The sequence below is a fragment of the Pseudomonas sp. NBRC 111139 genome (assembly GCF_001753955.1).
In the GTDB taxonomy this organism is placed as follows: domain Bacteria; phylum Pseudomonadota; class Gammaproteobacteria; order Pseudomonadales; family Pseudomonadaceae; genus Aquipseudomonas; species Aquipseudomonas alloputida.
In genome coordinates this window covers 60,605-83,373 of the sequence record NZ_BCBP01000041.1, presented here as the reverse complement: position 1 = coordinate 83,373, position 22,769 = coordinate 60,605, and the positions used below count along the sequence as shown (strand labels likewise).

General features: G+C 63.2%; 19 protein-coding genes. 12 read left to right on the top strand and 7 right to left on the bottom strand.

Going from position 1 to position 22,769, the window contains the following annotated elements:
• Positions 1 to 2,071: T6SS effector BTH_I2691 family protein (locus tag BJQ17_RS16895; protein ID WP_256559785.1), on the top strand; the 2,071-nt coding region annotated here is incomplete at its 5' end.
• Entirely contained in the window at positions 2,071 to 3,201 is a 1,131-nt protein-coding gene (locus BJQ17_RS30165) for a DUF6708 domain-containing protein (protein ID WP_083285075.1), read from the top strand. The genes BJQ17_RS16895 and BJQ17_RS30165, both read left to right, overlap by 1 nt.
• A gap of 79 nt (positions 3,202 to 3,280) precedes the next feature.
• On the opposite strand, the gene BJQ17_RS16885 is transcribed toward BJQ17_RS30165, so the two are convergent.
• Complete coding sequence (locus BJQ17_RS16885) at positions 3,281 to 4,204, bottom strand: LysR family transcriptional regulator (RefSeq protein WP_064490993.1); 924 nt, start codon at positions 4,202 to 4,204, stop codon at positions 3,281 to 3,283.
• 269 nt (positions 4,205 to 4,473) lie between these two features.
• Between BJQ17_RS16885 and BJQ17_RS16880 the strand changes: the two genes are divergently transcribed.
• The 8 genes from BJQ17_RS16880 (at position 4,474) to BJQ17_RS16845 (ending at position 12,345) form a co-directional block, all read left to right on the top strand.
• Positions 4,474 to 4,917: an acetyltransferase gene (locus tag BJQ17_RS16880; protein WP_003247287.1), complete on the top strand. Its 444-nt coding sequence runs from the start codon at positions 4,474 to 4,476 to the stop codon at positions 4,915 to 4,917.
• A gap of 19 nt (positions 4,918 to 4,936) precedes the next feature.
• Entirely contained in the window at positions 4,937 to 5,761 is an 825-nt protein-coding gene (locus BJQ17_RS16875) for an AraC family transcriptional regulator (protein ID WP_004577449.1), read from the top strand.
• Between the two features lie 108 nt (positions 5,762 to 5,869).
• Positions 5,870 to 6,256, top strand: a complete 387-nt coding sequence (locus BJQ17_RS16870) for a cupin domain-containing protein (protein ID WP_003247285.1) — start codon at positions 5,870 to 5,872, stop codon at positions 6,254 to 6,256.
• A 169-nt stretch (positions 6,257 to 6,425) separates the two neighbouring features.
• On the top strand, positions 6,426 to 7,136 hold the full coding sequence (locus BJQ17_RS16865) for a helix-turn-helix transcriptional regulator (protein WP_003247284.1): 711 nt from the start codon (positions 6,426 to 6,428) through the stop codon (positions 7,134 to 7,136).
• A gap of 103 nt (positions 7,137 to 7,239) precedes the next feature.
• Positions 7,240 to 8,658, top strand: coding sequence for an efflux transporter outer membrane subunit (locus BJQ17_RS16860; RefSeq protein ID WP_083285074.1), 1,419 nt, complete (start codon positions 7,240 to 7,242; stop codon positions 8,656 to 8,658).
• A 206-nt stretch (positions 8,659 to 8,864) separates the two neighbouring features.
• On the top strand, positions 8,865 to 10,010 hold the full coding sequence (locus BJQ17_RS16855; protein ID WP_070096359.1) for an HlyD family secretion protein: 1,146 nt from the start codon (positions 8,865 to 8,867) through the stop codon (positions 10,008 to 10,010).
• Complete coding sequence (locus BJQ17_RS16850; protein WP_003247280.1) at positions 10,000 to 11,514, top strand: DHA2 family efflux MFS transporter permease subunit; 1,515 nt, start codon at positions 10,000 to 10,002, stop codon at positions 11,512 to 11,514. Before BJQ17_RS16855 ends, BJQ17_RS16850 begins: the two co-directional genes overlap by 11 nt.
• A gap of 93 nt (positions 11,515 to 11,607) precedes the next feature.
• Positions 11,608 to 12,345, top strand: coding sequence for a GntR family transcriptional regulator (locus BJQ17_RS16845; RefSeq protein ID WP_003247279.1), 738 nt, complete (start codon positions 11,608 to 11,610; stop codon positions 12,343 to 12,345).
• Between the two features lie 53 nt (positions 12,346 to 12,398).
• On the opposite strand, the gene BJQ17_RS16840 is transcribed toward BJQ17_RS16845, so the two are convergent.
• Together BJQ17_RS16840 and BJQ17_RS16835 are read right to left on the bottom strand one after the other, a co-directional pair.
• Complete coding sequence (locus tag BJQ17_RS16840) at positions 12,399 to 15,482, bottom strand: MexW/MexI family multidrug efflux RND transporter permease subunit (protein WP_070096358.1); 3,084 nt, start codon at positions 15,480 to 15,482, stop codon at positions 12,399 to 12,401.
• A complete protein-coding gene (locus BJQ17_RS16835; RefSeq protein WP_003247277.1) occupies positions 15,479 to 16,576 on the bottom strand; it encodes an efflux RND transporter periplasmic adaptor subunit in 1,098 nt (365 codons plus the stop codon). The genes BJQ17_RS16840 and BJQ17_RS16835 overlap by 4 nt, the downstream gene beginning before the upstream one ends.
• An 84-nt stretch (positions 16,577 to 16,660) precedes the next feature.
• On the opposite strand from BJQ17_RS16835, the gene soxR reads away from it, so the two are divergent.
• Together soxR and BJQ17_RS16825 are read left to right on the top strand one after the other, a co-directional pair.
• On the top strand, positions 16,661 to 17,116 hold the full coding sequence (gene soxR / locus BJQ17_RS16830) for a redox-sensitive transcriptional activator SoxR (RefSeq protein ID WP_004577443.1): 456 nt from the start codon (positions 16,661 to 16,663) through the stop codon (positions 17,114 to 17,116).
• Positions 17,117 to 17,262: 146 nt separating this feature from the next.
• On the top strand, positions 17,263 to 17,511 hold the full coding sequence (locus BJQ17_RS16825) for a CsbD family protein (RefSeq protein ID WP_070096357.1): 249 nt from the start codon (positions 17,263 to 17,265) through the stop codon (positions 17,509 to 17,511).
• Positions 17,512 to 17,563: 52 nt separating this feature from the next.
• Here the strand turns inward: BJQ17_RS16825 and BJQ17_RS16820 are convergent, their stop codons facing one another.
• From BJQ17_RS16820 to BJQ17_RS16805, 4 genes are all read right to left on the bottom strand, one after another.
• Positions 17,564 to 18,817, bottom strand: coding sequence for an OprD family porin (locus BJQ17_RS16820; protein ID WP_070096356.1), 1,254 nt, complete (start codon positions 18,815 to 18,817; stop codon positions 17,564 to 17,566).
• 63 nt (positions 18,818 to 18,880) lie between these two features.
• On the bottom strand, positions 18,881 to 20,185 hold the full coding sequence (locus tag BJQ17_RS16815; protein WP_012053210.1) for a CitMHS family transporter: 1,305 nt from the start codon (positions 20,183 to 20,185) through the stop codon (positions 18,881 to 18,883).
• 114 nt (positions 20,186 to 20,299) lie between these two features.
• The gene (locus BJQ17_RS16810; RefSeq protein ID WP_070096362.1) at positions 20,300 to 21,607 is read right to left on the bottom strand and encodes a dicarboxylate/amino acid:cation symporter; all 1,308 of its coding nucleotides are present in this window, start codon (positions 21,605 to 21,607) and stop codon (positions 20,300 to 20,302) included.
• A gap of 71 nt (positions 21,608 to 21,678) precedes the next feature.
• Positions 21,679 to 22,758, bottom strand: coding sequence for a 4-oxalomesaconate tautomerase (locus BJQ17_RS16805; RefSeq protein WP_080756776.1), 1,080 nt, complete (start codon positions 22,756 to 22,758; stop codon positions 21,679 to 21,681).
• Between the last annotated feature and the right edge of the window lie 11 nt (positions 22,759 to 22,769).

Here is a 22,769-nt window from a genome sequence, read left to right as displayed (position 1 = left end):
GCATGACCAACTGAACTGGGTAGCCGACTTCAAGGCACAAAACGATGCAGACCTGCAGGCACTGCTGGACCTGCAGCCGTTCAACAACGACCAGATCGTCTCGCCGCACGCATCACGCCAAGCGCTGGCACCGCTGGTGAACCACAGCAAACCCCGTGGCGCCGCCATCGTCATCGAAGACGCCATCGGGATCACCCAGGAGCTCAACGCCTGGCGCAACGCCGCTGTCGAGGATGTGAAGACCCAGTGGCTGGCGCGCACCGTGGAACCCGGGGTGGACAACGAACGCAAGCTGCTGGTCGCGCAGTCGTTCCTGGAAATCGAAAAACTCTACCCGCAGATGGTGGCCGAGCAGATCGTCAAGCGCGAAGTCATGGCCGAAAAAGTCCGCAACCAGCCCCACCTGCATCCCGAGATCTACTTGTTCTCCGAACGGGCCAATCAACAGGCCGATGCCCATGATGAACGCATGAAGCCCCACCTGGCGCAGTTCGAGCGCGAGGTCCGCAGCAAAGTCCAGGCCCGCCAGGATGCCGGCGAGTTCCGCAAGCGGTTCGACCAGAAATACGGCCACCTGGTCGACCGCCAGGCCATGCACGATCAGCTCGACGGTTTCGAGCAGGCCATGCAACACGCCCAGCAAGCCGCCGAGGACCGCGCCAAGGACCATACCCGCTGGGTGGTCAGCGAACGCTTGTTGCAGGCGCTGGACCGCTACGACAACGCCGACCTCATCAACGGCCTGGCCTTTGCCGAACAGACCGGCCAGTGCGTGATCGGCATGGAGTTGAGTGAAGGGGGTACAAAGGTGCTGGACCACTGGTGGCGCAGCGACGTAGCAGACCGGGGCAACCTGGCAATACGCGGCATCACCTACAACCAGGAGGACCTGCGGGAAGAACTGGCGGCGCTGCTGGAAGCCGCCAAGGCCGAACCGTCGTCAGCGTCATACTTCGCCCTGCCGGAAGCACTTGCCCGGCAAGCCCATGCCGCTGCCAATGCCTTTGGGCGCATCAACACCCTGTACGAACAGATGCAGGCACAGAGCAGCACGGCCAGCATCGGCCTGTATGCCTGGTACGTCGCGCTGGGGCGGCAAGTGCTGCGCACCGCGACCCCCAACAGCATGGACCGCGCGTTGCACCAGGGTTTGCGGCTGACCTTGTTCGCTTCGGTGCATGAAGCGGCTGTCGATATTCGCCTGAGTGAAGCTGCACGTAGCGGGCAGCCCATTAACCCACAACGCAGTGCAGGCCAGGTATCAAGGTACCTCGACCAGGCCTGGGCTGAAGGGTTGATGCAGGCCCGTAACAGTGACTTCTACAAAGTGCGTGTCTCCGGGCTGGTGTGCCTGCTGGAGGGGATGCTGATGGCCTTCAAAGCGCGCGAACTGCCTGACAGTGATGCGCGGGTGAAGACCGAACTCCTGGCGGCCGCGATGACTACGGCTGCGGCGGGCTTTGAAATTGGAGCCAGCTATGTGGACCAGGTGGTCGCGCGGTACGGCGCGAACAGTGTGACCGGACGAGGAGCAGCGGCCGCTTTAGGGCGTTTGAAACTATGGGGCGCCAGTTTAGCTGGCACCGGGGGGTTGGTACTCGCGTGGTGGGATTATTCGGACAGTTCCAGACATCTCAACGAGTTGCTGGGCACCTCCAAGAACCATCCGGCATACAAGTCTGGTATTTTAGCTTTCACGTATGTAACGCGAGCCACGGCAACCATAGCGCTTTCGTTAGCCGAGCTAGGAAGCGCCATCGCCATTGCGAAGCCGTTATTCGATCATTTATCAAAGAATAGCAGATCAAAAATCATCCATAGCCTGAGCCGCTCAGCCAGTGTACTCGCAGGAAAACTTGGCACACAGGCAGCTCGACTATTATTAGCTCGATTAGTCTTGGGCGCCTTCTGGCTTGGTCTGGTCATGACAGTGATCATCCTCATCCTTGAAGACGACGCACTCGAAAAATGGTGCAAACGAAGCACTTATCGCATTAATAAAGACGCAGATGCCTACGATATAAACGACGAACTCCCCGCACTGCATTCTGCCTTTAGCGAGGTAATTTAATGTTTTTGATTGAGTGGGGCTTTTGGAAAATGGCCACTGAGTCAAGTGCTTCCTGCAAAGCAGACTATGCGCAGAGGAGCCTGCCAGATAAAAGATCTGACAGTAACGTGAGCGTCGTGGATCTGGATATTAGCTTCAAGTCTGCAAGCGAGCACCCGCATACTCGGGGTCCCATTTACGCTTTCAACGAAACATATTTCGACATGCGCTGCGGCGGGTCGGAAGAAAAACGCGGCCTGATCACGCTTATGACGCTCGGAGGAGTAGCTCCGACTATTTATGCATGGGCACAACTGACACATGGTTTTTTAGTTTTCAACATCTCCGCCCTACCTGAGTTCAACATACCCATCATCCTACTTAATACACTCGCACTCTTGATTGGCGCCGGCCTCACTTACCTCTATCTCAGGTATGGTTTCCACCTTACACGCCTCGAGCTATTTACAAGCAGACACCTACTGATTCGCTTCAACAGAAAGACTCAACAAGTCCACCTGCACCGCCCCACTTACTGTGGTGGAATAGTGACATTTCCATGGAGGGAAACTGGCAGCACATCTACTTATCAAGAGGACGATCCGCTCAGCATCGGCATGCGACTAGGCCTGGTCTGGCCCCCCAGCCGCACCGGCTTGCCCCACATGGAAATGGCCCTGCTGGGCAAACAAGGCCAAGGCGGCAGCGAACTGCGTGATGAGTGGGAATTCATCCGTCGTTACATGGAAGAAGGCCCACACGCCGTCCCCCGCCCCCGCCTGAGCACCCAGCTACCCTCACCCCTCCAGGCATTCAGCGCCCAGTTCGAAGGCCTTGGGCGTTTCTTCCGCAAAAGCAGCTGGCTGTTCAAAGTTGCGCTGCTGTTTGTCTGGCCCGCGTTCGTCATCATCGGCGCCGGCCACTGGCTCAGCCTGCTGCTGTGCTGGCGACCGCGCTGGCCGAAGGTCATCCGCGAGGCCGGCCTGCCCGGCAAGCCGGTCCCCCCCGTGACAACCCTGGACGACTACCCACCCGCAATCCAGGCACGCCTGCTCGCCAACGCCGACCGCTGGCAGCTCAAGCCCGGCAAGCGGCCGGCGAAAAAACCACGCAAGCGCTCTGCACCTCAACAGGCCAACGAAAGTGACTGATCAAACTGCACCCGGCGCGCGGGTACATCTGCGACACTTTCACTTCATCGGCAGCCAGGTGCAGCACGATGCAAAGCCATCATCCCATGACCGCTTCCCGTAGTCCGCCCATGTAGTGCTCCAGGCGACTACGCAGCCAACGCTCGGCCGGGTCGCTGTCGGTGGTGCTCAACCAGACCATGGCCAGCTCCAGTGCAGCAGTCTCGAACGGCAGCGTCTCGGCCTGCAGGTTGCCCCAGCGTTCCATACCCTGTGCGGCATAGTCCGGGCAACAGGCCAGCAGGTCGGTACCGGCCAGAATCGCCGGAAGCGAACTGAACTGCGGCACCGACAACACCACCTTGCGTTCACGGCCGATGTCTTTCAACCAGTCATCGACCACACCCTGGGTGTTGGCGGTTGGCGAAACCTGGACATGCGGACGTTGGCAAAACTCATCCAGTGAAAGCGGCGTGCTGGACTTGTCGGCCCGCACTACCCTGGCTTGCAGAGTGCGTAGCACCTTGCGTTTGGCATTGGCGGGCAGGCCCTTGGTCTGGCTGATACCCACCGTCACATCGCCCGCCGCCAGCAGGTCCGGAATGCGCCAATAGTCCACATGCTGCACGACCACCACCACGTTCGGCGCCTCCACCCGCAGCGCCCGCAACAGCGGCGGCAGCAGGCCCGACTCGACATCATCGGACAAGCCGATGCGGAAGGTCATCTTGCTGGTCAGCGGGTCGAAATCATGGGTCATGCTGAGGGCGACAGACATCGCATCCAAGGCTGGCGTGAGGTACTTGATCACCTCTTCGGCCCTGGCCGAGGGCTCCATGCGGTTGCCCACTCGAACCAGCAACGGGTCGTTGAACATCGCACGCAACCTGGCCAGCGCGGCGCTGACCGTGGGCTGGGCGACGAACAGCTTCTCCGCGGCACGGGTGAGGTTGCGCTCCTGCATCAGCGCTTCGAACACCACCATCAGGTTGATATCGGCTTTGCGCAGTTCGTTGCGGTTCATGGGTGCTCCCGGGCCGTGCTTGTTGTTCGGGTTCAATTCCGGCATCGACATGCATCCTAGCCGAGTCGAAACCTGCACTGCACCCTATGCGATCGCCATTGCCCCCTACTGCGCGACCGGGGTAATCTTCCGCGCTCTTCCCTTCCGGCCTCCCCTGCCGTGCACCGCCCAGGCGTTGACTCGCGAAGCGGTCATTCATGATGCCGACACTTGCATGGCCGCCGCTCACTGGCGCGCCCATCCGCCATCAATACACTCAGGATGACACCATGATCATTCGCCAAGGCATCGCTGCAGACTACCCGCAGCTGCTCGACATCTGGCTGCGTGCTGTTCGCGCGACGCACCACTTCCTGCAACCCTCCGACATCGACGCACTGTTGCCACAGCTGCGCGACGTGTACTTCCCGGCCGTGGAGCTGTGGGTTGCGGTAGACACCGATGACCAGCCACTGGGCTTTATCGGCTTCAATGAAAACCATGTGGAAATGCTCTTCGTCGACCCAGCGCACCACCGCCAGGGCATTGGCCGTGCACTGCTGGATTTCGGCCGCCAGTCACGCAGTGCGATGAGTGTCGATGTCAACGAGCAGAACCCACAGGCAACAGCGTTCTACCAGCGCTATGGCTTCGTTCAGACCGGCCGTTCACCGCTGGATGGCGAAGGTCGCCCGTTCCCTTTGCTGCACATGAGCTTGCCCACCCGGGCGTGAGCAGGAGGCACTCATCGCGATGGCCCGTAAAGCGAAGCCCCTACCGCCGTCCGACTGGGTCATCCGTAGTGCCCAACCGGGCGGTATCGAGCGTATCGAAGCCTGGTTCGGTAGCCACGGCTACGACCCGCATCGCCACGATACCTATTCGATCGGCCGCACGCTGGCTGGCGTGCAAAGCTTCCACTACAAGGGTTCGCTGCGCCACGGCATACCGGGCAACACGCTGGTGTTGCACCCGGACGAACTACATGACGGCATGGCCGGCACCGACGCAGGCTTTCGCTACCGCATGGCCTACGTCGACCCGGCACTGATCCAGAACGTGCTGGGTGGTCAGCCTTTGCCCTTCATCGCTGGTGGGCTGTCCAGCGACCCTCGCCTGTACCACGCCAGCGAAGCGTTCGTGCAGGCAGTGGACCACGCGCTGGAGCCATTGGAAGAACAGGACGCCCTGTATGACCTGGCGATCGCCTTGCGGGCCGTCGGCGGCAAGCCGCGCGGGCGCAAGCGCCTGGATTACCAGGCAGCCGAACGCGCCCGGGCCTTCATCATGGAACACCTGCATGTGGGCATAACACTGGACATGCTGGAACAGGCCAGCGGCCGCGAACGCTGGAGCCTGTCGCGTGACTTTCGCACGCTGTACGGCACCAGCCCCTATCGCTTTGTCACCCTGCGCCGCCTCGACAGCTTTCGCCGAATGATCCTGGACGGCTTCACCTTGGTCGAGGCAGCCCTTGCCGCAGGCTTTCATGACCAGAGCCACATGACCCGGCACTTCACCCGTTGCTACGGCGTACCGCCCTTACGCTGGCTGGAGCGTTTGCGAGCGTCACGCTGAGAAACCGCAGTCGCCCGCGTATCCCGTGGGAGCAGGCGTGCAGGATCGTACAAGAACCGGACTCGCCCGGCGCGATAGGCTGACCACTCCACTTTCCGAGGAACTGTCATGCCTGAATCCCGTCACCCACACCCCTCCCTGCCAGTGAACCTGGTCCACAAGGCCGCGCTTATCGAACAGCAATGGAGCCCCAGGGTCGTTGCCGAGATGAACGATTACCAGTTCAAGGTCGTGCGCATCGAAGGCGAATTCATCTGGCACGCGCACCCGGAGACCGACGAAGCATTCCTGGTGCTGGAAGGCACGCTGCGTATCGACCTGCCGGATGGCTGCGTGCATGTGAACCCAGGGGAACTCTATGTGGTGCCACGCGGCGTCGAGCACCGGACCGCCGCGCAAGGCGAAGCGAAACTGATGATGATCGAACCGCGGGGCATTCTGAATACCGGTCATGAAGGGGGGGATCGCACAGCACAGAGCGATGTCTGGATTTAACAACATTCACCACTTTCAAGCTGATGCCTCTAACTTCACAGCAATAATTAACCATAAACAATCGCCTTATTGCGATTTGTAACCATGGCAATTCGCTCGCCGCCCACACTTCGCAACCCGGCACAGGTTCGCCTCGATATAATTGGATCCAATAACGAGGGTAACCTGCATGCAAGCACTGGAAATGGACTACGGACACGGCGATGAAGTGGCCAGCCACTGCCACGCCGAAGACCAGCTGATTTACGCCGCCAGCGGCGTGATGCGGGTCAGCAGCGAGGGCGGCAGCTGGGTGATCCCCGGCGGGCATGCCTTGTGGATGCCTGCGGGGGTCAGCCATGCCATCCGCATGGAGGGCGTGGTCTACCTGCGCACCTTGCTGCTCGATGCCCACATCGAACGCTGCCAGGTCATCGTCGTGTCCGGCCTGCTGCGCGAACTGATCCTGGCGGCGTCACGGGTGCTGAACCTGCGCGACGGCGCGCATGCTCGGGCGCTGATCCTGTACGAGCTCGCCGCCGCCCGGCGCATCGATGCCTTCGTCCCTACGCCGCAGCACGCACGCCTGCGTGCCTGGTGCGAGCGCTTCCTGCAGGACCCGGCCCAGGACCTGACCCTGGAGCAATGCGGCGCACAACTGAACATGAGTGCCCGCAGTGTGGCCAGGCTGTTCCAGCGCGAGGTGGGCATGTCGTATGGCCAATGGCGCGCCCGTGCCCGGGTGATGCTCAGCCAGCAGTGCCTGGCCGATGGCAAGCCGATCCTGAACGTTGCGCTGGAGCACGGCTACCAGAGCGCCAGTGCATTTACTGCCATGTTCAAGCGCATCCTCGGCCATGCACCGAGTGATTGGCAAAACGGTACCGCGCGCGAGCACTGAGCCTCAGGTTGTCCCGCTTGCGCGCAGGGTTGTCCCGCTTGCGACAGCGACGCCCATGCAACCCTCGTTAACCTCGCATCACGACCTTTGAGCGACAATCGTGATGCCCTTACTGCACTCATTTCCAGGCCCTGCCCGGCTTGCCACAGCCCTCGGCATGCTCGCTGCACTCGCGGCGTGCGGCCACCAACCCACGCCTGCCGAACCCCCTCTAGCGCTGCAGGCAGACCCGCTGGCGAACATGCCGGCCGGCGTCAGCAAACAGCCCCTGCCCGAACGCTGGTGGGCACTGTATCAAGACCCCCAACTCAACCGCTGGGTACAGCAAGCCCTGGCGCACAACCAAGGCCTGGCACAGGCCGAGGCCAACGTGCAGGCCATGCTGGCCGGCATCGGCGAGTTCGACGCCAGGCGCTGGCCGTCTACCGCGATGGGCGTTGCCGCTACCTATGGAAGAAGCGCCGATGACCAGACGCTGGCCGAGGCGACCGACAGCAACGCGCCGTCACAATGGCAATTCAACCCGGGCATCGAGCTGGCCTATCAGGTGGATATCTGGGGCCAGGTACGCGCCGCCATCCAACGTGCCCGGGTGCAAGCCGAAGCCAGCGCTGCGGCACTAGACCTGGTACGCCTGCAGGTAGTCGCCCAGACCACCCGCGCCTACATCGACCAGTGCACCTACGCGGCTCGCCTGGAGGCAGCGAAGCAGGCCTTGCAAACCCTCGACCACAGCGTGCAACTCAGCCAGCGTCAGCGCCAGGCCGGTGTGGCCACTGCCCTCGACAGCGAGCGCCTGTTGGGCTTGCGGGAGCAGGTGCGTGCGCAACTGCCGATGCTCTCAGCCCGGCGGCAGATGGCGCTTTACGAACTGAGCATGCTCAGTGGCCAGGCCTCGGTGGCCGAAGCCACGACCTGCGTAGCCATCCCCACGCTGTCGGCGCCGCTGCCGGCTGGCGATGGCTGGCATTTGCTCGAACGCCGGCCAGATGTGCGCCAGGCCGAACGGGAACTGCAGGCGGCCACCCTGGAGACCGACATCGTGCGGGCTGACCTTTACCCAAAGGTCAGCTTCGGCGCTTCGTTGACGTCTTCGGACCATCACCTTGCCAACCTCGGCGCCAGCCGCGCGGTGATGTTCGGCATTGGCCCGCTAATCCGCTGGGAATTTCCCAACCTGAAGGCCAACCGCGCACGGGTGAGCAAGGCCGAGGCATTGCAGCGGGCGCAGGTCGCCCGTTACCACGGCGTGGCGCTGAGCGCGCTGAAAGACGTGCGCCAGGCACTGGCCCGCTACGACGGCGAGCGACAACGGTTGCAGGCGCTGGAGGCAGCCCTGGCGCACAGCCAGCACAGCTTTGCCCTGGCCCAGGGTAACTACCGTGCCGGCACCGTGGACGGGCTGGCCCTGCTCGACAGCGAGCGCGAAATGATCAGCCTGCGGGCCAGCCACACAGAAGCCCGAGGGCGCCTGGCGCAAGCGCAGGTAAACCTGTTCCGCGCGCTGGGCGGGCGGTGGTAGCGAGACGCAAGACCAGCAGCGAGCACCGCCCACTGTAGGAGCGGGTTTACCCGCGAAGAATACACCGCGGTGGATAGCACGGGCGTCGCCCGTGTTCGCGGGCAAGCCCGCTCCCCCACCAATCGCGCCAGCTTTTAGAAATTGAGCAAGACAGTTGCTCCCACAACGGACAGCCAGCAGGCCCAATTCGAGAATGGAAACCAACCATGAATGTTGCCGTAGACAAACCCTCACCCGCCGAAACTGAACAGCGGCCGAGCGCTAAAACCCGTCGCCGCCTGGCAGTCATCGCCAGCGGCAGCCTGGCCACAATCACCCTGCTGGCCTTCACCAGCTACTGGTTCAGCACCGGCCGCTATCTGGAAACCACCGACGATGCCTATGTCCGCGCCGACTGGGTGGCCCTGAGCCCACGCGTGCCGGGCTACGTAGCCGAGGTCGAGGTGGCTGACGACCAGCCGGTGAAAGCCGGTGATGTGCTGGTGCGCCTGCAAAACCGCGACTACCGCGCCCGCCTCGACCAGGCCCGGGCTGGCGTGACCGAGGCACAGGCGGCACTGGCCGCCGCCCAGGCCAGCCAACAGGTAGCGACCGAGCGCATCGACCTGCAACAGCAAGCCATCCTGCAGGCCGAGGCCGTCGTGCGCAGCGCCACCGCCGAACAGCGCCGCAGTGAACTGGATGTCCAACGCTACCGTGGCCTGGTGCGTGACGATGCAGCGACCATGCAGCGCCTGGAAACCGCCAGCGCCCATGCAAGCCAGGCACAAGCCGCACGGCAAGGTGCCCAGGCCGCGCTGCGCCAGCAACGCGCTCAACTGGCCATGGCCAAGGCCCGGTCAGCCCAGGCCGAGGCCGAGCTGCAACAACGGGCAGCGGCCCTGGCACGCGCCCTGGCCTACCAACAGCTTGCCGAGCAAGACGAACAGGACACGGTGATCCGCGCGCCGATCACCGGCGTGGTCGGCCAACGCCGCGTGCGCACCGGCCAGTACGTGGTGCCGGGCCAGCCGCTGCTGGCTGTGGTGCCCCTACAGCAGGCCTATGTAGTGGCCAACTACAAGGAAACCCAACTGGCCCGCATGCGCCCTGGGCAACCGGTAGAAATACATGTAGACAGCTTCGCCAGCCAGCCACTGCATGGCCATGTGGCCAGTTTTTCGCCAGCCTCGGGCAATGTCTTCGCCTTGCTGCCGTCGGACAATGCCACCGGCAACTTCACCAAGATCGTCCAGCGTTTCCCGGTGCGCATTTTGCTCGACAAACCGTTGGATGGCCCGCAGGTACTGCCCGGCATGTCAGTGGTCAGTACAGTCGACACACGCCCCGCAGAGGTTGCCGATGCGCACTGAGCAAACGGTCTCGCTGCGTGCCTGGGTAGCGGTGCTTGGCGGCCTGTTCGGCTGCTTCATGGCGGGCATGAACGTGCATGTCACCAGCGCCGCCCTGCCGGAAATCCGCGGCTCGCTGGGTGCCAGCTTCGAGGAAGGCTCATGGATTTCCACCGCCTACCTGGTGGCGGAAATCGTGATGATTCCGCTGACGGCCTGGTTGGTGGACGTGTTCTCGCTGCGCCGGGTCATGTGGACCGGCTCGCTCATCTTTCTGATCGCCTCGGTGGCCTGCTCATGGGCGCCCAACCTGGAGGCGATGATTGTAATCCGGGTGATCCAGGGGGCTGCGGGCGCGGTGCTGATTCCCCTGTCGTTCCAGCTGATCATCACCGAACTGCCGGCCAGCAAGATGGCCATGGGCATGGCGCTGTTCAGCCTGGCCAACAGCGTGGCGCAGGCCGCCGGGCCGTCGATTGGCGGCTGGCTGACCGATGCCTATTCGTGGCGCTGGATCTTCTATCTGCAACTTTTCCCCGGCATTGCACTGCTGCTGGCCATCGCCTGGTCGATCGAAGCCAAGCCGATGAAGCTCGAACTGTTACGCAAAGGTGATTGGCTGGGTATCGCGGCCATGGTGATCGGCCTGGGCGGCTTGCAGATCGTGCTGGAAGAAGGCGGTCGGCTGGACTGGTTCGGCTCGCCGCTCATTGTCGGCATGAGCGTGGTCGCTGCCATTGCGTTGGTGGTGTTCGTGGTGACCCAGCTGTTCGGCCAGCGCGCGTTCATCAACCTGCGCTTGCTCGGGCACTACAACTTCGGCGTTGCCAGCGTGGCGATGTTCATCTTTGGCGCTGCCACGTTCGGCCTGGTGTTCCTGGTGCCCAACTACCTGTCGCAGTTGCAGGGGTTCAGCGCGCACGACGTGGGCGTGGCGCTGATCGCCTATGGCGTGGTGCAGTTGCTGCTGGCGCCGTTGATGCCCCGGCTGATGGGCTGGACCAGTGCCAAGTTCATGGTCGCCAGCGGCTTTTTGATCATGGCGCTGGGCTGCTGGCTGGGGGCTAGCCTGAGCGCCGACAGTGCCGACAACGTGATCATCCCGTCCACGGTGGTGCGCGGTATTGGCCAGCCTTTCATCATGGTTGCGTTATCGGTGCTGGCGGTGGCCGGGCTGGACAAGCGTGAAGCCGGCTCAGCCTCGGCGGTGTTCTCGATGTTGCGCAACCTGGGTGGCGCCATCGGTACGGCCGGGTTGACGCAACTGGTGGCGAGCCGTGAACGCTTTCACAGTGAGCGCATTCACGAGCAGGTGACGCTGTTCGAGCCAAGCGTGCAGGCGCGTATCAACCAGACGGTGCAAAGCTGGCTGCCGCCTCAGCAGCAAATGCTGGAAGCGTTGGCGGCAACCATTCGACGAGAGGCTTACCTGATGGCCTACAGTGATGCGTTCTACCTGGCGTGCCTGGCATTGGTTGGGTGTGCCCTTGCAGCGTTGCTGCTGCGGGCCAGACAGCAGCATTGAAGGCAGTATCGACCTCTGTGGGCGACCGAAGCGTTCGGTATTCGGCCGCTGTTACACTGTCAACCGATGAAATTGGCGAACCCGAGCAAAGGTATGAACCCGACGCGCTACTCCACCGTGGCAAAGGACTTGATGCAAGCGATTGCCAGCGGCCGCTACCCAGTAGGCAGCCTGCTGCCGACCGAGTTCGAGCTGTGCGACCTTTACAATGTGAGCCGGCACACGGTGCGTGCCGCTATCGACCAGTTGCTCACCCAAGGGCTGGTGTCGCGCCGCAAGCGCGTGGGCACACGCGTGGAGGCCAGCAGCCCGCGCGACGGTTATTCGCAGTCGTTAGCCAGTGTGGCTGACCTGGCGCAACTGGCAGACACCCAGCAGCGGGAAATCCAGAACGTGCGCCACTTTGTCGCCGACCTGAGCGAGGCGGCGAGGCTGGGGCTGGTGCCGGGGGAGCATTACTTCTGCGTATCAAGCCTCCGCGTCGACAGGCAGCACCCTGCCGCGCCGCTGTGCTGGACCGACGTGTATGCGCCGCGCGACTACACCGCGGTCGTCGAACTGGCCCGCGAGCATCCCGACCAACTCATTGTCGGGTTGATCGAACAGCACTATGGCCGGGCAATCGCAGTGGTCGACCAGCGGGTGCGCGCGGTGTTGCTGACAGCGGAAATGGCCAGCGCGCTGAAGGCAGAGGCGGGCTCACCGGGGCTGAAGATCATCCGCCAATACCGCGAGGAAAATGGTGATCTGATGGCGGTCTCAGAGACCGTGCACCCGGATGACCGCTTTACCTTGGTCACCCAGATGCGCCGCGACCGCTCCCCCGCCTGAACCCGCTCGTACAGGGATGGTTCAACTTTCAGCTGATGAACAGGCCGTTGCGCCTAAAGCGCCCCCAGTTGCCTTTCAGCTTCGACCAACTGCCTCGCCCGCGCCGTGCTCACCCGGTGATCGCGTGCCAGCCAGGCGTAGATCGTCGGTAGCACGAACAAGGTGAACAAGGTCCCCACCAGCATCCCGCACACAATCACCACCCCCAACCCGAAACGGCTGTTGGCGCCGGCGCCGCTGGCGAACAGCAGTGGCAGCACGCCAAAAGTCATCGCCGCCGTGGTCATCAGCACTGGCCGCAAGCGTATTTGCGCCGCACGAACAATGGCGGCGGCACGATCGAGGTTGTCGCGCACCTGAATCTCGTTGGCGAACGCCACCATCAGGATGCCGTGCTTGCTGATCAGGCCGATCAGCGTCACCAGGCCAATCTGTGTGTAGATGTTCAGCGTGGCCCAGCCCAGCGCCAGCGGCAGCAGCGCACCGCAGATCGACAGCGGCACGGTCACCAGAATGATCAGGGGGTCGACCAGGCTTTCGTACTGCGCCGCCAGCACCAGATAGATCACCACCAGGGCGGCGAGAAATGCCCACATCAAGGCAAAGCCCTCCTGCACATACTGGCGCGATTCCGATTGCCAGTCGTGGCTGAAGCCCGGTGGCAGCTCGGCGGTGAGCTGTTCCAGAAATGCCACGGCGTTGCCCATCGATACACCCGGGGCCGGGATCGCCTGCAGGGTACTGGCGTTCTGCTGATCGAACTGCAACAGGCGGTTGGGTGCCACTTCGATATCCAGGCGCACCAACGTGGCTAGCGGCACCAGGCTGCCATCTTCGGCGCGCACATACTGCCGGCTCAACGCCGCAGGCGTCAGGCGTTGGTCCTGGATACTCTGCGGGATCACGTCATAAGAACGCCCGAACAGGGCGAAGCGGTTGAGGTACTGCTCGCCCACCAGCACCCCCAGCGACTCACCAATGGCCTGCATGCTGATGCCCAGGCTCGCCGCCTTGGCCCGGTCCACGCGTACCTTGACCACCGGGTTGTTGTAGTCGAGGTCGCTGTCCACCACGGCGAACAGGCCGCTGTCGCGGGCGCGTTGCTTGAGCACTTCCATGGTCTGGAACAGCTCGGGGTAATCCTGGGCGCTGCGCAGCACCATCTGCACCGGCAGGCCACCGCTGGAGCCCGGCAGCGACGCGACCTGGAAGGCGAAGATGCTGCTGCCCTCGATATCCGCAACGGCCTGCTGCAACTGCGCCTGCACCTGTGCGGCGGAACGCTCGCGCGCCTGCCAGGCGCTGAGGTTGATGCCACCGAAACTGGCGGCCGGGCCGTCGGTGCCGTTGATGATCCAGGTGTCGGTGGTTTCGGCAATGGACTTCATCACCTGGTCGAGCTTTAGCGCAAAGCGTTCTGCGTATTCGAGGCTGGCATGCTGCGGCGACTTGATGGCGGTCAGCACCGCCGCCTGGTCCTCGGGTGGCGCCAGCTCGCGCTGGGGCAGCAGGTACAGCCAGGGCAGGCTCAGGCACACCAGCAACGCCACGCCGCCACTGATCCAGCGGTGTGCCAGCGTGTAGGCCAGCACCCGTCCATAGGCCCCGCTCAGCGTGCCAAACAACCGATCGGCGAGAGTGGCCATGGCGCCATGCTGCTGACCGGGCTGCAGCAACAGCGAGCTCATCACCGGCGACAAGGTCAGCGCCACAATGCCGGACACGATCACCGCCCCCGCCAGGGTCAAGGCAAACTCACGGAACAGCGTGCCGGTCAGCCCGCCCATCAAGCCAATGGGCGCATACACCGCCGCCAGGGTCAGGGTCATGGCGATCACCGGCCCGGCGATTTCCCGCGCCCCGGCCAATGCTGCCGCGACCGGCGACTTGCCCTCCTCGATATGCCGATGCACGTTTTCCACCACCACAATGGCATCGTCCACCACCAGGCCGATGGCCAGCACCATCGCCAGCAAGGTCAGCAGGTTGAGGCTGAAACCGAACATCAACATCAGGCCCGCGGCCCCCAGCATCGACAGCGGAATGGCCACCACCGCGATCAGCACGCTGCGCAGCGAACCCAGGCACAGCCAGATCACCAACACCACGATCAGCATCGCCTCCACCAAGGTGCGCAGCACTTCATGGATCGACGCATCGATGAAGCGTGCGGTTTCATAGGCCAGCGCCACGTTCACGCCAGGCGGCAAGGTCTGCTGGATCTGTGGCAGCAGTTGGCGAATACCCTCGACGATCACCAGAGGGTTGCCGCTGGGCGTGGGGAACAGCCCCAGGTGCACGGCAGGTTTGCCGTCCATGGTGGCACTGGTCTGCGTGGCCGCCGCACTCAGCTCGACGGTGCCGATATCGCGCAGGCGCACCAGGTCGGTGCCATCGTTGCGGATGATCAGCTCACGGAAGTCTTCGACCCGGGTCAGGTCGGTGTCCACCTGGATATCGGCCAGCACGTACTGCCCGCGCACCTGGCCCGGCGTTGCCTGGTAGTTGTTGGCACGTACCGCCTGCGCCACGTCCGCCGCCGTCACCCCGCGCCCGGCCATCTGCTCACTGTCCAGCCACAGGCGCATGGCCAGGCGCTGCCCGCCGAACGACTGCACCTTGGCCACGCCGTCGATACCGGAGAACTGCGGTTCCACCACCCGCGACAGGTAATCGCTCAGTTCCGGTATCGACAGGCTGTCGCTGGCAAACCCCACATAGGCCACGGCAGTGGAGTCGCCTGCTGACAGTTCCACCACCGGGTCGTAGGCTTTTTCCGGCAGGCGATAGCGCACCTGGTTGACCTTGGCCATGGTTTCGGCCAGCGCCTGGGTCGAATCGCGGTTGAGCACCATGCGCAAGGTGATCAGGCTGCGCCCCTGCTGCGACGACGAGGACAGGTAGTCGATGCCTTCGACCGACGACACTGCCTGGGTGATCGGCTGCGTCACGAAACCCTGCATCAACTCGGCGGAGGCACCGGGGTACTCGGTGCTGATGGTAATGGTCGAGCTTTCCAGCAACGGGTACTGGCGGATCGGCAACTTGCCCATGGCAAACAGCCCCATCAGGATGATCAGGCTGCTGACCACCAGCGCCAGCACCGGGCGGCGCACGAAGACGTCGGTAAACCTCACGACTGCCGCCCTCCCTGGCTGGCCTGCAGGCTGTCCTGCGCCACTGGCTCGACCGGCATGCCATCACTCAGTTTCAGCTGGCCGGAAACCACCACACGGTCACCGGGCGTCAGGCCGGAGGTGATTTCCACCCGCCCCTGCCAGCGCTCACCGGTGGTTACCTGCACCCGGCTCACCCGGGTGCCATGCTGCGGGTCCTGGGTCGCGACAAACACCGTCTGCCCATAGGCGGTGTAGGTGATCGCGGTTTCCGGCACGGCCAGCACGGTCGACGGCTGCGCAGCATCCAGCCGCACGCCGGCATACATACCCGGCTGCAACTGCCCTTGCGGGTTCGACAAGGCCGCCTGTACCTGCACAAGGCGTGCTGTGCTGACCACCGGGTCGACCGCCACCACCCGCGCCTGGAAGTCTTGCCCACGCACCGCATCCACCGTCAGTGCCAGCACTTGCCCGGCGTGCACTTCGGGGGCGGCCTGCTCGCCCAAGGCGAAGTTCACATGCAACTGGCTGATGTCGGCCAGGCTGACGATGGTCTCGCCAGCGCCCAGGTACTGGCCCTGATGCACACGGCGGATGCCGAGCTTGCCGGCAAACGGTGCACGAATGGCCTTCTGCGCGATCAGCGCCTCGACATGCTGCAGCTCACCACGGGCCACGTCCACGGCCGTGGCGGCGTTGTCGAGCAGCTCTTGCGACACGGCATTCATCGCGCGCAGTTTGCGGCTGCGCTGCAGCACCACGTCAGCGTTACGCAACCTGGCCTGCAACTGCACGCGAAGGGCCTGCTCGGGCGCGTCGTTGAGCTGCACCAGCAACTGCCCGGCCGCGACTGTCTGCCCCGACTCGAAGGCGATGCGGGTAATACGCCCTGGCATCTCGGCCGCCACCTGCACCTGGTTGACCGCCTCCAACTCCCCCGAAGCAAAGCGCTGCCGCGCCAGTTGCACCTGCTCGGCCGTGGCCAGCGCCACCTTGGTCGCCGGCCACACCGCCGCAGCGGGTGGCGCCGAGCCGCTTCCCACCAGCGCATAGGCAGCGGCCAGCGCACCGGCAACAGCGCCGGCCCAGGCCAGTAACGTCCGTTTGTTCATGCACAGCTCCGATCACAGGGAAAGCGGTTGCAGGGAAGATCGGGCAGGACTATAAAAGCTCAACTTTACTTGAGGTCAACAGGCATGGCAGCGGACAACACACGGATGCTCACAGTGGGTGAAGTGGCCAAGCGCAGCGGCGTGGCGGTATCTGCGCTGCACTTCTACGAAACCAAGGGGCTGATCGCCAGCGTCCGTACGGCAGGCAACCAGCGCCGCTATCCCTCGCTGGTGCTGCGTACCCTGGCGATCATCAAAGTGGCCCAGCGCACGGGTATTGCGCTGGAGGAAATCAAACAGGCCTTCAGCCGTTATGCCCCCAACAGCAAGCTCACGGCCGCGCAATGGGGCGAGATGTCCACGGCCTGGCGCGAAGACCTGAATGCCCGCATTCGCACACTGGAAGCACTGCGCGACAGCCTCGACAACTGCATTGGTTGCGGTTGCCTGTCGCTGGAAGACTGCCCGCTGCGCAACCCCGAGGATGTGCTGGGCAAGGAAGGGACCGGGGCACGAATCCTCGAAAAGAAGGCCCGCTAGCCTCGCGCGCTCATGCCAGGTGCGCCCCTTTGCCGGCGCGCATGACCTGCAGGTGACAAACAGTCGCTTTGAACCATTGCGGCGATTCACCGCCCTAACCCTGTGCTGTTAACCCAAAGCCGCTCACAGGAAGGAACTAAGCCATCATGAAACGCGAACAGATCGAAGGTGTAGCAGAGGACCTGGCTGGCAAGGCGCAAAGCGCCGTAGGTCGCCTGGTCGAAGACCCGGCACTGGAAGCCGAAGGCGATGCGCGTCAGGCCGCAGGCCAGTTGACCAAGACCTACGGCGATACCCTGGACACGGTGTCCTCGTTCGTCAAGGAAAAGCCCTTCGCCGCACTGGCCATCACCGCCGCCGTCACACTGGTGGTCTCTCGCCTGCTGCGCCGCTGAGCCACGGCGCCTCAGGCGGTTCAGGGCCGGATACCTTGTCCGGCCTGCGCCATCACCAGATGGCGATATCGTAGGTCAGGTAAAGGCGATTGCTGTCTCGGCCCCGGGCGAAATCTGATCGATACACATAGTTTCGCAGCTTTACGCCCAGCCCTTTCAGCGGCCCGCACTGCACCACGTAGGCAATCTCGGCGTCACGCTCCCATTCTTTGATGCCCTCGTTACCTGAGCGGCCATTGTCGCCACTCAGGTAGCGCGTCATGAAGGTCAGCCCCGGCACCCCGGCGGCAGCGAAGTTGTAGGCGTAGCTGGCCATCCAGGTCTTCTCTTCCTCTTCGATGAACTTGCCGATGCCGACGTTGCTGAACGAATAGACCGTTGCCCCACTGATATACGGCAGGCCCGCTTCACCATCGAGCACCTGGTAACCTGCGCCGACGGTATGCCCGGAGTGGGCGTACGACAGTTGGCCGCTGAACATGTCGTTGTCGATGCCACCGCCATACGCCGTACCGCTGTCGCGGCTTTTGAAGTAACGCAGGTCGGTGGTCAGCACGCCGCCGCCCAGCGGCAGGTCGTGCACCAGCCCGGCGAAGTCCTGGCGGTAGAAATGCTCGAGCTCGCCGTGGAAATAACTCAGGCGCAGTTGCTTGCTGACGGCATAGTCAGCACCGGCGAAGCTGAAGTCGCCAGACGCTGGGCCGCCATACCCGTCCAGGTACAACCCGGTGCTATCGGATGAGTCGCGTTGTTTGAAGCGATCCAGGTGGCCGGCGGTAAGGGTGAGGTTGTCGATGTCGGTGCTGGTCAGCTGGGTTCCCTGGTAAGTCTGCGGCAGCAGGCGCGCATCGTTGTACACCAGTACCGGCGTCTTGGGCAGCAAGGTGCCATGCTTGACCACGGTGCCGCCCAGGCGGGCTTTGGCCGTGATACCGGCGCTGGCGAATTCGTCGGCCGCGCGGCCATCGTCATGCACTGGCAGCAACCCGGTGCCGCTGCGCCCACGGCCGGAGTCGAGCTTGACGCCGACCAGGCCCAAGGCGTCGAAACCCAGGCCGAGGGTGCCTTGGGTGAAGCCGGACTGGTAATCGAGCAGAAAGCCTTGAGCCCACTCCACCCGTTCGCTTTTGGCTGTGGCGGCGGCGCGGGCGCTCATACCCTGCTCGTCACGGAAATTCTCGTTGAAATACACGTTGCGCAACTGCAGCTTGAGCTTGCTGTCTTCGATGAAACCGGCGGCACCGGCCACAGGCAGCCAGCCGCACAGCAGGCCACAAGTGGCCCCACGGAAAAGAAATCGGGACATGATGGTTACTCTGTTGTTGTTCTTGGGTGAGTCAGCGAGGCGCCGAGCGGCGCCCTGGGTGCTTCAAACCATGAAGGACAAGGCGCCCGTCAGCAGTGCCAGCGCAGTGATCACCAGAGAGGTGAGCACGGCCCACTTGAAGGTGGCTTTCTGGAAATCACCGATATCCCTGTCGACCATGCCCACCAGCAGCAGGGTCGAGGCCACCAGCGGGCTCATGAGGTGAACCGGCTGGCCAAGCACCGAAGCGCGGGCAATTTCCACCGGATCGATGCCGTACGCGGCCGCGGCATTGGCCAGGATCGGCACAACGCCGAAGTAGTACGCGTCGTTGGACAGCACGAAGGTCAGCGGCATGCTGGTCAGCGCCACCACCAGCGGGAACCAGTGGCTCCACGCATCCGGAATCCAGTCCACCAGCGTCTGGGCCAATGCATCGACCATCTTGGTACCCGAGAAAATACCGGCAAAGATGCCTGCGGCGAACACCAGCAGCACCACGGTCATGGCGTTGCCCGAATGGGCGAGGATGCGCTCTTTCTGCAGGTCCAGCTGCGGGTAGTTGATCATCAGTGCGGCGACGAAACCGATCATGAACAGGATGGCCGCGTGCATCAGCCCCAGCACCAGCGCGGTCATCACGGCGATCACCAGCACCAGGTTCACATAGGCAAGGCGCGGGCGTTTGTGCGGGTTGTCGCCAAGGATTTCCTTGATGTAGCAGTTGCCGCCACCGGACTCCAGGGCAATATTGCCGATACGCCGGCGCTCGGCACGGCCCAGCAGGTAGGCGGTGAACACGACCCATGCCGCCCCACCGATTACGGTGGGCAACATCGGAATGAAGTATTCGGTCGCATCCAGCCCGAGCGCGGCAATGGCACGGGTGGCGGGACCACCCCACGGGCTCATGCCGCTCATGATGCTCAATGACAGCATCGATACGGTCGCCAGGATCATCGGGTTCATGCCGATGCGCTTGTACAGCGGCAGCATGGCAGCGCAGGTAATCATGTAAGTCGTGGTGCCATCACCGTCCAGCGCCACCAGCAGCGACAGCAAGGCCGTGCCGATAGCGATCTTTATCGGGTCGCCATTCACCCGCTTGAGGATCTTGCGGATCAGCGGGTCGAACAGGCCGGCGTCGATCATCAGGCCGAAGAACAGGATGGCGAACAGCAGCAGCGCGGCAGACGGTGCGACCATTTTCAGCCCATCGAGCATCATCTTGCCCAGGTCTGGCGCGAAACCGCCAATAAGGGCGAAAACAATCGGCACGATGGTCAGCGCGACGATCGGGGACAGACGTTTACTCATGATCAGGTAGGTGAAGGTCACCACCATGATCAGGCCCAGAAGTGCGAGCATGGTTTGTTCTCTTGTTTTTATTGTCTATGTGGCCACCTGCAGCGCAGACGGCCCCCTGACCCCCACCCGGCAACGCCTGGTGGGGGCCTGTAAAAAGCTTGAGGGTGTCGAGGCTCAGCCGTGGCGGCGTGGTTCGGCGACCCAGTCGGCCGTTTCAGCGACGGGGCTGACCACCGGCTCGCCATTCAGGCGGCTGTGCAGCGTCTGGCGGTCACAGGCGTTTTCCGACAGCGAAACCACCACCGTAGCCACTGCGTTGCTGGCAAGACTCGTCAGCGCACGGGCTTCCGACATGAAGCGGTCGACCCCTATCAACAGGGCCAGGCCGGCCAGGGGAATGTCGTGGATCACGGTAAGGGTCGAGGCCAAGGCCACGAAACCGCTGCCGGTGACACCTGCCGCGCCCTTGGAGGACAGCAGCATGATCGCCAGCATGGTGACTACCTGGCCCAGGCTCAGGTCGATGTTGCAGGCCTGCGCGATGAACACGGCTGCCAACGACAGATAGATGGCAGTACCGTCCAGGTTGAACGAGTAGCCAGTGGGCAGCACCAGGCCAACCACGCCTTTCTTGCACCCAAGCTTCTCGAGTTTCTCGAGCATGCGCGGCAGCACAGGCTCGGTTGAAGAAGTACCCAGCACCACGAGGAACTCTTCGCGGAAATAGCGCAGCAACTTCCACAGGCTGAAGCCATGGGCGCGGCAGATGCCACCGAGCACCACCAGCACGAAGAACGCGCAGGCGATGTACAACGTCCCCACCAGCTTGGCCAGCGCGCCAAGGGACGTAATGCCGTACTGGCCCACGGTGAATGCCAGTGCGCCGAAAGCGCCGATCGGGGCAAAGCGCATCAGGTAGCCGAAGATGCGGAACACCATGGTCGAGGCCGACTCCAGAACGTCCAGTACCGGCTTGCCCTTTTCGCCCATCGACGAGAGGGCGAAACCGCTGAGTACGGCGATGAACAGGACCGGCAAGACCTCACCCTTGTTGAAGGCACCGATGAAGGTGTCCGGGATGATGTGCATGAAGAAGTCCACCACGCTCAGCTTGGCAGCCGACGCGGTGTACTGGCTCAGGCCCGCTGTGCTCAAGGTGGCAGGATCGATGTTCATGCCGGCACCTGGCTTGAACAGGTAAACCGCCGCCAGTCCGATCACCAGGCTGACCACCGTCAGCCCCAGGAACAGCAGCAGGGTCTTGCTCATCAAGCGCCCCAGGGAACGCTTGTCGGTCATGCCGGCGATGCCGGTGACGATGGTGCAGAACACCACCGGCGCGATCATCATCTTGATCAGCTTGATGAACGCATCACCCAGCGGCTTGAGGGCCACGGCCTGTTGCGCCCAGAAGTGTCCGACCACCACGCCCAGCAGGACGGCGCAGAGAATCTGGAAATACAGCGATTTGGCGAGTCTCATGGCATCACCCATTGTTGAAATTGTGCGGATGCGCTTGTTACGAATGTGCAGGTCTGAATCGGTGCCTGGAGCTACCCGGCCAACCTGCGGAATGTAGGGGCGTAGACGAACCCTGAGAAGAGCCGCCGGGCGGTTCGCACCACCGAAGCCTGGATCGTCTGGCCCTCGGCACCGCTGCGCGTCAGCGCAACATCGATGCCGCCACTTGGGTGCTCCAGGCGGACCTCGGCCAGTTGCTGCGCGCCTTCGCCCAACAGGTCGACAATCACGGTGCCAGGGCTGACGCAGGCAGTCGCCAGCCCCACCGCTCCCGTGATCGCCAAGGCACGATGGCAATTGTGCGGCATGAAATAGCGAACCTGCAGCGTGCCGTCGTAGCGCGGCTTGGACACCAGCACTGGCTTGGGGATGACCATGCCACTGACATCGCCCAGGCCCATGGCCTTTCCGGCCTTCAGCCGCAACGCTTCCAGGCGTTCGAGCAGCGCGCTGTTGGCGTCCAGCTGAGCCGGGGTTTCCGAGCCGCTGACACCCAACTGGCTGGCCTCCACCACCATCATCGGCATGGCCATGTCGATGCAGGTCACCGGCACGCCATCAATCACGTCCTGGGCCTTGCCCGTGGGGAACAGCTTGCCGGTCTTGCTGCCGACCGCGTCGAGGAAGGTCAGGTGCACCGGGGCGGCAGTGCCCGGCACCCCATCGATCGCCGTACGGCCTTCGTAGCGCACGATACCGCCGGGCGTTTCGACCAACGAATTGACGAAGGTGCCAGTGTTGAGGTTACGGATGCGCACCAAGGTCTTGCCTTCCTGGCCTTTTACCAACCCCTGTTCGATGGCGAATGGCCCAACCGCACACAGCATGTTGCCGCAGTTGGGGGCCGTATCGACCCGGCGCTGTGCGACCATCACCTGCACGAACAGGTAGTCGACGTCGGCGTCGGCGTGCAATGACGGGCTGATGATCGCCACCTTGCTGGTCTGCGGGCTGCCGCCACCGATGCCGTCGATTTCCAGCTCATGGCCAGAGCCCATGAGGTTGATCAGCAACTCGTCGCGCTCGACCACATTGGCAGGCAGGTCCCAGGCGTGGAAGAACGGCCCTTTGGAGGTACCGCCGCGCATGAGTACGCAAGGAATTCGTTGCATGATTTCGCACT